This window comes from Bacillus sp. FSL W8-0519 (assembly GCF_038005585.1).
Taxonomy (GTDB): Bacteria; Bacillota; Bacilli; order Bacillales; family Bacillaceae_G; genus Bacillus_A; species Bacillus_A paranthracis.
In genome coordinates this window covers 4,191,575-4,205,190 of the sequence record NZ_JBBOTL010000001.1, presented here as the reverse complement: position 1 = coordinate 4,205,190, position 13,616 = coordinate 4,191,575, and the positions used below count along the sequence as shown (strand labels likewise).

Sequence of the window (13,616 nt, the reverse complement as noted above, 5' to 3'; positions counted from 1 at the left end):
TATTGATAAATAGTGCGTTACAAAAAGAAGGAATCTTTTTGTAACGCTTTTTGTTTTTTTCTAGAAAATGTATGTGTTTCATATTGACAATGATAATCCTTATCAATTAAAGTAGAATAGTAGTTAATGATTATCATTATCAATTAGAGGTGGGAGAATGAAAAAATCTATTACGCTATTTACAGCGATTTTATCTATTTTTTTCTTATTAATAGGTTGCAGTGCAAAGGGAGACGAAAAAGCAGCGGCAACAAAAACAGAAAAAGGAAAAGAGAAAATAGAAGTTACCGACCTGTCAGGAAGAAAGGTAATATTCGATAAAGTGCCAGAGAGTTTTGCAACATTAAGTATGGGAGACATGAATATTATTCATGCTTTAGGCGGAAAAATAGTGGGTCGTCCGGATGCAAAAATAACTCTTCCAGAAGATATAAAGAAAGTACAAGTAATCGGGAATGCACATCAGCCAAATTTTGAGCAAATTGCCAGCTTAAAGCCCGATGTACTTATTGCTAATAATGGGTTCCAAAAGAATGTTCCAACGGTTGAAGGGCAAGGAACGAAAGTAATGATTTCTTCTACGAATTCTGTACAAGATATTCTAAAGAATATTGAACTATACGGAACGATAATGAAAAAAGAAGATAAAGCAAAAGAACTTAACCAAAAAATTACGAATCAAATGAAGACATATGAGAAAAAGAGTGATGTGAAAGCATTGCTAGTGTATGGAGCACCTGGTACTTATTTAGCAGCATTACCAACTTCTTTATCAGGTGATATTTTAGAGAAAACAGGTGGGAAAAATATTGCCGCTGATTTTCCAGAAATGAAGGAATATCCGCAATATGCACAGCTAAGTGTAGAACGCATTATTGAGGCGAATCCTGATGTGATTTACTTAATTACACATGGAGATCCAAATAGCGTTAAAAAAGCATTTGAAGGTGAAATGATGAAAAATGAAGCGTGGAAAAATTTAGATGCAGTAAAACAAAATCGCGTAGTTATTTTGCCACCAGACTTATTTGGATCAAATCCTGGAACAAAAGTTACAGAAGCGATGGACTTTATGTATAAAAGTATACAAGATGTAAGGAAATGATAAGTATGGAAAGTAGTGAAGTAGTAAGGGAAAAGGAACATCCTTTTGCGAAAAAAAGATGGATCATAGCAGTTACCTTAGTTGTATTAACGGTTTTATGTCTTTTTTACGGTCTTTTCGCAGGAAGCCTATCCTTTTCTTTACGAGATATTGTAACAGGGATACAAGATGAAGGTTCGACAGTTCATCGAATTGTATGGGACCTTCGTATACCAAGAGTGCTCGTTGGATTTATAGTAGGAACATGTTTAGCTGCATCTGGCGCAATGCTGCAAGGGGTGATGAGAAATCCTCTTGCAGACCCTGGTATTATCGGGGTGTCATCTGGAGCAGGCCTTGTTGCAATTGTAATTATGATTTTATTCCCTCAGCATATGGCGTTTTTACCACTCGGTGCGTTTTTAGGAGCTTTCATAACGGCGATGATCATTTATGCTTTATCATGGCAAAAAGGGGCGCCACCTTCAAGAATTGTCTTAGTAGGTGTGTCAATTAATGCATTAATAGGTGCAGCGACGTCAGCATTAATGTTATTACATAGTGACAAAGTACAATCCGTGTTACCGTGGTTAGCGGGTGGTATTGGCGGTGTAAGTTGGGCACATTTAAACATGATTATTTATTATGCAATATTCGCTATTATACTGGCCTTCTTCGGTATCAAGCATATTCGAGTATTAATGCTTGGAGATGAAATGGCGAAATTATTAGGTCATAACGTGGAGAGAAGTCGTTTTTATTTAATAGTAGTAAGCACATTATTAGCTGGAATAGCAGTTAGTGTTTCTGGTCTTATTGGATTTGTCGGCCTTGTCGTACCACATATGTTACGTTTATTAGTTGGAAATGACTATAAATATTTACTGCCATTATCATGCCTTGGCGGAGGGATATTACTTGTTTTCGCGGATGCGATAGCTCGAAGTTGGTTTGATCCAATTGAATTGCCTGTCGGTATTTTATTATCCTTCTTAGGCGGTCCGTTCTTCTTATATTTAATTCATAGAGGGGGAAAACAGCGTGATTTCCGTTAATAAAGTGTTTTACGCACATTCTGAAAGATTTCAAATGCAAAATATGAATGTACATATTAAAGCTGGAGAAGTCGTTAGTTTGATTGGACCGAATGGATCTGGGAAATCTACTTTGCTTCGTTTAATAGCAAGACTACTTAAACAAAGCGAAGGGGATATCGTTTTAGATGGAAAAAGTATTCATACGATGAAAAGTGCCGATGTAGCGAAGCAATTAGCGATGTTACCACAAATGCATGATCATCAATTAGATTTAACAGTGAAAGAATTAATCGAATTTGGAAGAGGCCCTCATAAGTTATGGAGAGGTCGCTTAAATAAAGAAGATGAAGAAATTGTTGATTGGGCATTGTCTGTTACAAATCTTGAAGGGTATGAATATCGTCTTTTACAATCTTTATCAGGAGGGGAAAGACAACGCGCTTGGATTGCAATGACGCTAGCACAACGTACGAATGTCTTATTATTGGATGAGCCAACAACTTTTTTAGATATCGTTCATCAGTTGGAAGTAATGGAACTTGTGAAACGACTAAACGAGGAATTTGGCATGACAATTATAATGGTTTTACATGATATTAACCAAGCGGCTCAATATAGTGATCGTTTACTCGTATTAAAGCGAGGGAAGCTTCAGTATGATGGTATACCAGAAGAAGTGTTATGTCATGAAATGTTTCAACATGTATTTGGCATAGAGGTAGATATTTTTCAAGGAAGCGATAAGCCATTTTTTACACCGAAACGAATTTCTAAAAAAGGAGGAGCAAAATGCGAACAGAAGAACGTGTTACCACTGAGTTAGTAAGGGAATTTGTTATGGCAGCTCACGGAGATTTAGAAAAAGTACAAGAACTGTTGGCTGAATCGTCAAGTTTACTTCATGCTTCTTACAATTGGGGTGGATCAGATTGGGAAAGTGCGTTAGGAGCAGCGGCACATGTAGGGCGTAAAGATATTGCTCTTTACTTATTAGAAAAGGGTGCTCGAATGGATATTTTCGCGGCCGCTATGCTGGGGGAATTAGAAGTTGTACAAGCTATTTTAGTAGCACAACCAGAAGCATTACGTGCATCTGGTCCACATGGTATTTCTCTTCTTCAACATGCACGAATGGGTGGAGAAAAAGCACAGCGTGTATTTGACTACTTAACGGTGCTTTCTTACTGACCGCCAAAGTTCTTATGTGCGGTAAACTTTTCACTTTTATATAATTGGAAAGTTTACCGCCCGTTAGAACGGGATAAGTATCTAGTGTATTTGAAAATCCTACACCCCCCTCAATTGTAGTTTTCTTTATGCTAGTTATGATATGGATGCAGTAGACAATATTTGTCTACTGCCTTTTTTAAATTCTTTTGAGATTGAATATTCTGTATTTTAATGTTAGTTCATTTATAATAGATAGTAACATTTAGTATGGATACAAGACGTGAGCGTGTAATGAAGTACAAATTCGTGGGAAGGAGTGCAGAAATGTTTCATACAGATCGTTTACAAATTCGCAAATATACAATGGATGATTTACAGTTCTACGCTTCACTATGGGGAAATGAGAAGGTAATGCGCTATATTGGAAATGGGACGTTAAAAACATATATGCAGTGTAAAAAAAGTTTGGAGGAGTGGGTGATTCCTAGCTATAAAAACGGTCTCGGTTTATTTGTATTGATTGAAAAGGAAACGGGAATAGGAATTGGTCATGCAGGATTAGTAAAGCAGCAAATAGATGGAAAAGAGGAAATTGAAATTGGTTATTGGTTATTACCTCAGTATTGGGGAAAAGGGTATGCGAAAGAAGCAGCGGCAGCATTTCGAGATTATGGCTTCCAAGCGTTACGAATGAATAAATTAATCTCTCTTATTAATCCGGATCACCCCGCCTCAATCTTTGTTGCTAGAAAAACGGGGCTTAGTTATGAGAAAACAACTTCATTTCATGGGATGGATGTTCTCGTTTATTCCATTAGGCGCATTGGATGAAAAAAGGTGAATTGCATCTTTTGAAGAATGGTATATAAAAATAAAGGGGGGATTACATGTACATTTATCATAATGGACTTATTATTCGTGAGGGAACGAATGGTGTACCTGCATATGCAATTAAAACTTTATTCGAAGATGCCGGTTGGAGCAATGATAATATCCCTTCTTGGCAAATTGAAAAATTCACGATAGCATTTGAAAATTCAACATGGGCATTCACAATTTGGGATGAAGAAGAGATGATTGCGATGGTTAGAGTCATTTCTGATGGAATCATGGTAGCCAACATAGTAAATTTAGTTGTGAAATGTGAATATAGAGGGAAGGGATTAGGTAAGAAACTTGTTGCTCTTTGTTTGCAAAAATTGCCACATGGTGACTGGTTTGCGCATACTTCTGCGAGTAATTTTGATTTTTATAGAAGTTGTGGTTTTGAGGTGAGAGAGTTATCGAGAAATGGAACATGTGCGTACTATGGATATCAAATAGCTAAAAAAGAGGGGCACCGATAAGGAGAAAAAGTAGAACAGAAAAAGGCTTACTATTTTAATAATATAAACTGAACTAAGATTCATTTTATGATAAAATGAAAGAAAATTCTGTTTATTATTAGGGGGATAAAAATGAGTATAAAAGTTGGGGATGTATTTAAATACGAAAGAAGATTTACTGAGGAAGAGGTTTTTGAATTTGCAAATATTACAGGGGATAAAGGTAGGCATCATATGGAATATGATGAAAATGGACGTTTAATGGTTCATGGTTTATTGACTGCTAGTATTGGAACGAAAGTAGGCGAAGAATTACATTACATAGCAAGAGAATTAGTAAGTGAGTTTATTAGACCAGTTTTTACAGGAGATACGATCACTTGTGAATTAACTTTAACGAATGTTGAACAGATGGAAGGATACAAAAAGGTTTCAATCGAGTCAGTTTATCGTAATCAACACGAAAAGACTGTACTAGTTGGGACAAGCTATGGAGTTATAAGAGGATAAAAAGAAGCCTGATTTACAGGCTTCTTTTTTTAATAAACACGTTTTCGATTTTCTGCATGACTAGAGATGAGTAATAATGCAGTTTCTTCTCCTATATTACGAACGATATGAGGAACACATGCATTCCAGGAGAAAGAATCTCCTTCTTCTACAATTGCAACATCTTCTCCATGTTGAACTTCTAGTTTTCCGCGTAATACAAGGTGACATTCTTCTCCTTCATGGGCATTTGGTGTGTTTTCTTTCGGAAACCCAGCAGGAATTTCTACGAGATTGAGGCGAAGGCCACCTTGCTCTGCAACATGTTCAATTCTTTGTTCATCTTTTCCGTATACACTATATTTACGCTCTACCTTTTTGACAACTTTCAATCGATCTTTTTGTTCTAACAATAAATAGGGAAGAGGAACGTTTAAAAAATTGGAGATTGTTTCTAAAGTTGAGATAGATGGTGATGTTTTATTATTTTCAACCTGACTCATAAACCCTTTAGAAAGACCTGTTCCCTCACAAATTTGTGCAATTGTTATGCCTCTACGTTGACGAATTTCACGTATTGCAGAACCAATATTCATAAAATCAAGCTCCTTTTTATAAACAACTATTTGTATCATAGCAAAAAAAATATATATTTTCCCAGTGAAAATGAATTGACGAATAAAAAAAATTAGTGTATGTTTTGTAATGTAAATAAAAGTTTTGTATAAGAAAACTATAAAGGAGAGAAGGAAATGAATCAACATATTGGTAACTTAATTATTCGTATCGTGTTAGGGGTAACGTTCTTTATGCACGGTTTAACAAAATTCCAATCGGGAATTGACAATATTGCAGGGTGGTTCACAAGCATTGGTTTACCAGGAGGACTTGCATACGGTGTAGCAACAGTTGAATTAGTTGGCGGTCTATTATTAATTCTAGGTTTAGGTGTAAGATATATTGGATCATTATTTGCACTAGTTATGGTTGGAGCAATTGTAAAAGTAAAATGGTCAGCTGGTTTATTAGGAGATGGAAAAAATCCTGGTTTCGAATTAGAGCTTGCATTGTTAGCAATGGGTGCGTACTTATTTGTTGCGAAAGCGGATGGTTTTGTAGATAATTTCTTAAAAGAGAAAATGTCAAAGAAGAACTAATTTAAATGGGAGGCTAACAAGATGAGTTTTCAACTTCATCCCGATACAACACTTGATGTTGTTCATTTATATGTATCAAATATAAAGAAATCACTAGAGTTTTATACAGAAGTACTACGTATGAAAGTGCTAAAAGAAGATGAAATGGTCGTTACATTTGGGAATGAAAATAACGAACCACTCCTTATCATTGAAGAAAAGAAAGAAGCCTTACCAAAGCAAAGAGGGAGAACGGGTTTATATCATTACGCAATTTTATTACCGAGCAGACAGGATTTAGCGAATATCCTTCGTCATCTTGTAGAAATGGTATATCCACTGCACGGCGGAGCTGACCATTACTTTAGTGAGGCCCTTTATTTAGCTGATCCAGATGGAAACGGGATTGAAATTTATCATGATCGTCAAAAAGAAGTTTGGCGTGATGAGAATGGAGAGCTACCATTTGTTAGTAACCCGTTAGCTGGTGAAGAATTATTACAGCAAGGAAGTAAATGGAGTGGGTTTCCAGCTGGTACTGTGATGGGACATATTCATTTCCATGTAGCTGATTTGGAAGAAGCGAAACGTTTCTATGTGGATGGTCTTGGCTTTGAAGTAACGATCCCAGCCCGTAATGGGGCGCTCTTTGTATCGGCAGGCGGCTACCATCACCATATCGGTTTAAATACGTGGCAAGGTGAAGGAATACTACCGCAAATGCCAAATTCTGTTGGCTTGAAATATTTCACAATTGTACTAGCAGATGAAAAACAAAAAGAGCAAGTATGTGAAAGCTTAAAAAATATTGGCAAGATTGCTACGTACAAAGATGGAATATTACAAGTAGAGGATCCATTTGGACATTGTATCCATTTCAAAATAAAAGGAGAAGCCTAATAAAGGCTTCTCTTTTTTACTTTCTTATAATGGCTTTTTCATTTTGGACAAATAGTTCATCAAATTGCTTCGCAAGCTCAAAATCGAGTTTCGTTAAACCTTTTGCATTCCAAGATGACAAAGTAATAATGACTGCTTTATACTGGATAAGGATAAATGGGTGGTGATTATGTTCTTCTGATAGTTTGGCGGCTTCAGAGACAAATTCGACTCCTTTTAAGTAGTCGGAAAACATATATTTTCTTTCAATCCATTTTTCATCTTTTACTACCCATTTATCTAACCTCAATAATTCTTCTTGAACTTCCTCTTCAGTTAATCGTAGCATCATTTTTCACATCCTTTACTGGAAGTAGCGTAAGACCATTGTTAATAAGACGTGTTACAGCTTCATCCGTTGTGAAAGTAGAAAGTTGTTGTAATAATGCTGCTGATGTTTCGTGCCCTTTGTTATGCTCTAAAAGCAATTCTAATATTTCAAGGCGAAGTAACCATTCTTTCGGATACAATTTATTTAATACTTCTTGAATTGCTACTAATTGCTCGATATGCGCGTCGTGTAAAATACCTTCATTTCGGATATCGCGAACTGTTTGATACATACGTTCAAGTTCATTCAGTACAAGTGGAGCAGGAATTTCTTGGATTTCTTCATCCATTGGGAAAAATGCTGCAGCATCTGCGGCACCTGGGAATACCGAAGTGATTGTTGAACCAACAGCCATATCAAATGCGCCCCATGAAGCATCAAATAAAACGCGGTCGTTATAAGTAACTGTACAATTGATAAAGGAAATAAGAGCGATTTTATTATCGTTTTTTACAATATCTGTTACTGTTCCTTTTACATGAATACCACTTGCAAAAGTAAACTCAGCAACATTTCCAATTGTAATTCCTAATGATTGTAATTGTTCATCTGTACAATTTTCTAATGCAATATTTTCAGTGAGTAATCCAATTGGTGTTCCAAACCCGTCACTGTGTACAGACGTAGAATGATTCGCTAGCTGTTTATTGTGAATTGCTAATGCTGTTGGCGAGCTCGTTCGCATGTAAATCAATTCACCTGCATCGTTTTCAATTGTCTCGGTAAATGTACCTGTAATTTGTAAGCCGCTATTTAATTCAGCAGTTGCATGATTTTCAGAGCGAATTGCTTTTTCTAATCCTTCTTTACCACCTGTTTTAAAGGCCATCGTTTCAGAGAATTTCTCAAGTGCTTCTGTTAATTCTTCAAATGATTCACAAACAAATAGTTGTGGTTGCATTTTTGTTACGTCATAAGTTGTACTTGTACATGCCTCTATAGAGAATGGAACCTTTTCTACAGCGTCTGTTAAGCAATATTTGCTTTCGCCAACAGAAGAAAGAAGACCAGCACCATATATTTTTGGAGCATCTATATTTCCAATTAATCCATATTCTACTGTCCACCAGAAAAGACGTGAAATTTGTTCCGCTTCTGATAAGCCAGAAACTAACTTTTGTTTTTCAAGTACATTATTCTCAGCAGCTGTAACTTCATCAGGAGTAGAAGTAGGGCTTTCTTTTACAATTGTTAATGTACGAACAGCTTCGAATGCATCATGTTCTTCTTTTGTTGAGAAAGCTTTTGCACCAATTTGTCCAAATCGTTTCACATATTTTGCATATGTAGGATCAAGTAAAATAGGTGCGTGTCCTGCAGCTTCGTGTACAATATCTGGAGCTGGTGTATACTCGATATTCTCTACCTTGCGAATATCTGTTGCGATTGGTAGCAATCCGTGCCCTTGAAAATCGAAAAATGCGACGCCAGGAATAAGTCCGTCAATCGTTACAGCGCCCCAGCCGCTTGGCGCCAAACATTCATTCATTTCTTCTACCTTTGGAATTGCATCTATATTAATACCAGATGATTGTAGTCCGTTCACATAGGCTGGATGAGCAACGTCTTTTAAGAAGCTATGATTTTGTCTCATAATGTAACGCCATACAGCGTGGTTCACCGGTGTGTATTGATCATAATGCTGTGTGGATACGAATGGTTTTAAATGCGATGGAATTTCTCTTTTCTTTGTCATTTAGACATCCTCCTTTTTTTAAATAAAATTAAGTATCGGTTTCGTATAGCTTGTATCACCCCCTTTCAAAAATTGTAAGCGCTTATAAAATTTTATCATAAGATTCGGAATTATTTAATATTTGTTTCTGTGAGAAATAGAAAAAGCCCCTATCGGAAAATCCGATAGGGGCGAAAGAATCGGGTTACTACCTTATTTCACATCTAAATCAACATTTAAATTAGATGTATTTCCAGCTGCATCTGTTGCTACAATGTGAATTGTATTTTTACCTTCTTGTAATTGAGTACGATCTAAATAAATGCCGTAATTTTTCTCCCAAGGATTTAGGAATGCACTTTCCCATACACCATTTCCGTTGATTTCATACTGTAGTCTCACTGGAATTCCAGGTGCTACCCAACCAGATTCTGTCATCCAATCTAGTAAGATATCATCCACTTTTCCTGTGATTACAAGGTTTTCTTGGTCAATTTCGTATGTTAACTTAGGTGCAGTTCGATCCAGAAATACAGCAGCTGTTTGTTTTGTTTCCCCACCAGAATTAGAGGCAACTGCTTCGATTTGGTATAGACCGTCAGCTAACGGAGTACCATCTGCTTTTGTACCATTCCATTTGAAAGGTTTGTATCCAGCTGTTTCATTTTTAGCTTGATGGATAATCCCTTGGTACGTTACACGTTCTTTTGTAACTAAATTTGCGTGCAATGTTACATCATCCACAGGTGCAACTAAATAGTAGTTGATGAGATTATCGTCTAATATTTGGTCACCATTTGGACTAAATGTAGAATTAATAATTTCGAGTCCATCTATACGTTTGTAATCTTTAGGATCGATACTAAATGTAAATGGAATGCGAGTTTCTTCCTTCTTACCTTGTTCTTTTATATACACATTTCCAGTATAGACACCTTGGGGTAGCGAACTATCGACAGTGATAGTAAATGGTTTTTCGGTACTACTATTCGGCTGTATGCTAATCGATGAAGGTACAGAAGTTTTTACTTTTGTTTTTGTGTTTGTATCTAGCAATTCCACACGAGTTGAAAAACTTTTCTTTTTACTAGATAGATTTTGTAACGTAATATTTTGCGTCAGTTTTACTTTCCCACTGTTTGGCTTAATAAGACCGAAGCTCACATTGTTAGGTTTGACTAATACATCTGTTTGAGCTGCTTTCGGGATGTTAATTAAACCAGACCCTTGTGTCATAATAGGATATGTATTTTCATTCACATCTTTTAAAGTTTTTGCGGTATTGGCAAGGGATGCTTTTAATTGCTCTGTCGTCCAATCAGGATGCATTTGACGCAAGAGGGCAACCGCTCCAGCTACTTGTGGAGCAGCCATACTTGTACCATTATGAGATTCATAGCCGCCTCTCGGCACTGTGCTCGTAATTTGTACGCCAGGTGCAATTATATCTGGTTTTATAAGCCAACTACCTTGTGACGGACCTCTGGAACTGAAGTTAGCAATCAATTCGGTTGGATTTGGCTGGCCAATTTTTATATTTTTCTTACGTTTTGTAATTAAGTTTTTCAACTCTTCACCGTTTACATTTGATAATTGCATAACTGGAAGGGCAAGATTTTCACGCATAAAATATTCTGGCATAATATTGATTTCTTTTTCTGTAGAAATGAATAGTACACCAACTGCACCAGCTTGTTTCGCTTGTTCTGCTTTTACTAACGTACTAGAAGTACCTTGTAAAACAAGTGCAAATTTCCCTTTCACATCTTGTTTTGCATAATCGCTTGGATTACCATAGCCAACATATACAAGTGGAGAATCATTTCCTATTGGGAAATCTGATTTTGATAACGGTAATCCTTGGTATGTTTTGCTGGAACCAGCTACTTGGAATGTTGGAAACGGAATAGAAACTGTAGATGCTCCAACTGATATCACGCTACTTGCATTTCCAGGTGCATCAACAGACCAAGGTTTTGGACCATCATTTCCATTGGAAACGACTGCAGTAACCCCAAGCTTTGCTGCACGTTCTAACGTTAAAGTTACAGGCTGATCAGGTACATTTAAATCTTGTCCAAGGGATAGATTTAACACATCAGCACCATCTTGAATTGCTCGTTCAATACCTTGAATAATATCATCTGTTGTACCAGTACCACCGTCATTCATGACACGATAAGCTAAAATAGAAGCATTCGGAGCAACGCCTTTAATTTTTCCGTTACCAGCAATAATTCCAGCTACATGAGTACCATGTACGTTACCATCCATTGGATCATTATCTTCATCAACTGTGTCATATCCACCGATATAATTTGCTTTTAAGTCAGGATGTGTATAGTCTACACCAGAGTCGATAATCGCTACTTTCATACCTTTTCCATCAAGCGGTTTGCCAGATGGGTCTTTTAAATTCCATGCTTCAATTGCACCAATTGTTGGTCCGCCGATATTTGGTGCTTCTTCATTAGTAGTACTTTTTGATGTTTCATGTAATTTATATGTTAAGTTCGGATAGACTGCTTTTACTTCAGGTAAAGAAGCAAGAGCGGTAATTTGATCTCCAGGAACTGAAATAGAGAATCCAGAAAATAACGTATTATACACTTCTTTAATTTTTGCACCAGGTGCTTTTTCTTTTATTTTCTTAGTTGTATCTTCTTGTGCTTTTTTAAGCTCGGTATGATAAGACTGTGCATGATTATTTTGTAAATCTGGAGCATGCTGAATGTTACTTTGTGAAGCGAGTGGAGCATGTTGCAATTCTACAATGACAGAAATTTCTTTTGATGTTTTTGTTTCAACATTTTGCGCAATTTTGTTTTCTCCCCATTGTTCAATGTTCGCTTTTAACTGTGGACTAAATTGCTTCTCCTTTTGTAGCGATTCAGCATGTGCGCTTAAAGCTCCAAAACTGGAAAAGACGAGCGCCATACTTAATAGTGTAGATGTAGTTTTTTTCATTGAAACTCCCTCTAATAAAAAGTGCTAATATTCCGAAAAAACATCTTACAAATTGATCTCGAATTACATAATCGGATGTTAGCTAAACTATATTTTCGACATAATTCATACCAATCCTCTATGAATTTAAAATTTCTTGGGAAATTTTTTCTGATTATGTCGAATAGGTATTTTTTACATATTGTAGGTGGACATTGAGGAATGCTATGAGGGAAATGGAGGGGTGTTATGAAACGGTTCATAGTAAGCGTTGGTACAATGTTAGTCGTATTTTTATGTTCAACCATTAATAGTAGCGCAGAAAATAATGAATTTAAAATTGCTTTTATTCGTCATCATGACCTCTGGATTAAAGTTGATGGAAAAGAAAAACAACTTACAAAAGGAGAGTATATAACAGGGCCAAAGTGGTCTCATGATGGAGAGTGGCTGGCATATGTAAAAGGAAAGAAACAAAGTAATCTTGAGTTATATCGGCTAAAAGATGGAAAGAAAGTTACGCCGTTTCACTCAGAAGTATCAAATTATCAATGGTCACCAACAGAAAATATAATTGCATTTATATTTACAGGTACATTACATACCTTCGAGGTAGAAAAAAAGAATGCAGATTTTGAAAATGTATCGGCTGGTGTAGGTGATTATGCATGGTACCCGAATGGAAAGAAGTTTCTTGTATCTTCTGAAGCACACTTACTTCCAACTGGATGGACAGGAGCTCAGCTATATGAAGTACAAAAAGATGCACATATGAATCCTCACAAAATGAAGCATTTGTATGCATTGCCAAATGAACATGATGATTTCCTAGCGTTAGTTGCAAGTGGCTTTCAGTGGTCGCCAGATCAAAAGTGGATTTCATTTTTAGCAGTACCGACAGCTTCATGGTCAGCTGATAGCAATACGCTTTGCTTAGTTCGTGCAGATGGTAGTCGTTTTGAAAAGGTAGATCAAATGTTATTAAACACACAATGGTTCAAATGGGCGCCAGCCAACAATATATTGGCCTATATTGAAGGAAGCGGGAGAGTTGCATTAGAGAATAAACATTTGAAAGTAAAAGAATTGCCAGCACTTCAGCAGAACACATTTACACCGAAAGGATATGTCGATTGGGATTTTACATGGAAGAACGATAACGTAATTATCGTCTCTCGAGCAAAAGAGGGAGGATTTGAAACATTGCCAGAAAAAAGGCCACTACCATCTTTATATGAGGTTGATAGTACAAGCAATGTACAGCATCGAATCACAAAGCCACCTCATAAGCAGGGTGATTATCATCCAATCTTTATGAAGAAGAGCAATCAATTAATATGGATACGTTCAGACCGTAAGAAAGCAGATGTATGGCTTGCTCATAGAGATGGAAAGCATGAAATGAAGTGGATTGAAAATATAGATGTACCAGAGTGGTATTATGAGAAATGGAATTGGGGAAATGTTATATCGGTGAAATAACA

The 13,616-nt window shown here is 36.5% G+C and carries 14 protein-coding genes; 10 read left to right on the top strand and 4 right to left on the bottom strand.

What is annotated here, in order from left to right; all coding sequences use genetic code 11:
* The first annotated feature begins 157 nt into the window (after nucleotides 1-157).
* The 7 genes from NST14_RS22125 to NST14_RS22095 all read left to right on the top strand — a co-directional run bounded on the left by NST14_RS22125 (nucleotide 158) and on the right by NST14_RS22095 (nucleotide 5,126).
* The gene (locus tag NST14_RS22125; RefSeq protein WP_000748449.1) at nucleotides 158-1,105 is read left to right on the top strand and encodes an ABC transporter substrate-binding protein; all 948 of its coding nucleotides are present in this window, start codon (nucleotides 158-160) and stop codon (nucleotides 1,103-1,105) included.
* A gap of 5 nt (nucleotides 1,106-1,110) precedes the next feature.
* Nucleotides 1,111-2,139 carry a FecCD family ABC transporter permease gene (locus NST14_RS22120; RefSeq protein WP_000445967.1) on the top strand — a complete coding sequence of 343 codons (1,029 nt, stop codon included), beginning with the start codon at nucleotides 1,111-1,113 and terminating at the stop codon, nucleotides 2,137-2,139.
* Nucleotides 2,126-2,944, top strand: a complete 819-nt coding sequence (locus NST14_RS22115; RefSeq protein WP_000626533.1) for an ABC transporter ATP-binding protein — start codon at nucleotides 2,126-2,128, stop codon at nucleotides 2,942-2,944. The genes NST14_RS22120 and NST14_RS22115 overlap by 14 nt, the downstream gene beginning before the upstream one ends.
* Nucleotides 2,911-3,309, top strand: coding sequence for an ankyrin repeat domain-containing protein (locus NST14_RS22110; protein WP_229143027.1), 399 nt, complete (start codon nucleotides 2,911-2,913; stop codon nucleotides 3,307-3,309). The genes NST14_RS22115 and NST14_RS22110 overlap by 34 nt, the downstream gene beginning before the upstream one ends.
* A 273-nt stretch (nucleotides 3,310-3,582) precedes the next feature.
* Nucleotides 3,583-4,122 (top strand): GNAT family N-acetyltransferase, encoded by a 540-nt coding sequence (locus tag NST14_RS22105; protein WP_374703492.1) that lies wholly within the window; start codon nucleotides 3,583-3,585, stop codon nucleotides 4,120-4,122.
* Between the two features lie 56 nt (nucleotides 4,123-4,178).
* Complete coding sequence (locus tag NST14_RS22100; protein WP_000276116.1) at nucleotides 4,179-4,637, top strand: GNAT family N-acetyltransferase; 459 nt, start codon at nucleotides 4,179-4,181, stop codon at nucleotides 4,635-4,637.
* A 111-nt stretch (nucleotides 4,638-4,748) separates the two neighbouring features.
* Complete coding sequence (locus NST14_RS22095; RefSeq protein WP_000025011.1) at nucleotides 4,749-5,126, top strand: MaoC/PaaZ C-terminal domain-containing protein; 378 nt, start codon at nucleotides 4,749-4,751, stop codon at nucleotides 5,124-5,126.
* 29 nt (nucleotides 5,127-5,155) lie between these two features.
* Here the strand turns inward: NST14_RS22095 and NST14_RS22090 are convergent, their stop codons facing one another.
* Nucleotides 5,156-5,701, bottom strand: a complete 546-nt coding sequence (locus NST14_RS22090; protein ID WP_001020702.1) for a helix-turn-helix domain-containing protein — start codon at nucleotides 5,699-5,701, stop codon at nucleotides 5,156-5,158.
* A gap of 156 nt (nucleotides 5,702-5,857) precedes the next feature.
* Here NST14_RS22090 and NST14_RS22085 point away from each other — a divergent pair, with 156 nt between their 5' ends.
* Together NST14_RS22085 and NST14_RS22080 are read left to right on the top strand one after the other, a co-directional pair.
* Complete coding sequence (locus tag NST14_RS22085; RefSeq protein ID WP_229143026.1) at nucleotides 5,858-6,262, top strand: DoxX family protein; 405 nt, start codon at nucleotides 5,858-5,860, stop codon at nucleotides 6,260-6,262.
* A gap of 21 nt (nucleotides 6,263-6,283) precedes the next feature.
* On the top strand, nucleotides 6,284-7,141 hold the full coding sequence (locus NST14_RS22080) for a VOC family protein (protein WP_000009821.1): 858 nt from the start codon (nucleotides 6,284-6,286) through the stop codon (nucleotides 7,139-7,141).
* A gap of 16 nt (nucleotides 7,142-7,157) precedes the next feature.
* Here NST14_RS22080 and NST14_RS22075 read toward each other — a convergent pair whose 3' ends face one another.
* From NST14_RS22075 to NST14_RS22065, 3 genes are all read right to left on the bottom strand, one after another.
* Nucleotides 7,158-7,472: a 4a-hydroxytetrahydrobiopterin dehydratase gene (locus NST14_RS22075; protein ID WP_000979545.1), complete on the bottom strand. Its 315-nt coding sequence runs from the start codon at nucleotides 7,470-7,472 to the stop codon at nucleotides 7,158-7,160.
* On the bottom strand, nucleotides 7,453-9,207 hold the full coding sequence (locus tag NST14_RS22070; protein WP_000163099.1) for an aromatic amino acid hydroxylase: 1,755 nt from the start codon (nucleotides 9,205-9,207) through the stop codon (nucleotides 7,453-7,455). The genes NST14_RS22075 and NST14_RS22070 overlap by 20 nt, the downstream gene beginning before the upstream one ends.
* A 192-nt stretch (nucleotides 9,208-9,399) precedes the next feature.
* Nucleotides 9,400-12,153 (bottom strand): S8 family serine peptidase, encoded by a 2,754-nt coding sequence (locus NST14_RS22065; protein WP_000754134.1) that lies wholly within the window; start codon nucleotides 12,151-12,153, stop codon nucleotides 9,400-9,402.
* Nucleotides 12,154-12,381: 228 nt separating this feature from the next.
* Here NST14_RS22065 and NST14_RS22060 point away from each other — a divergent pair, with 228 nt between their 5' ends.
* Nucleotides 12,382-13,614 (top strand): eIF2A-related protein, encoded by a 1,233-nt coding sequence (locus tag NST14_RS22060; RefSeq protein WP_000819451.1) that lies wholly within the window; start codon nucleotides 12,382-12,384, stop codon nucleotides 13,612-13,614.
* The last annotated feature ends 2 nt before the right edge of the window (nucleotides 13,615-13,616 follow it).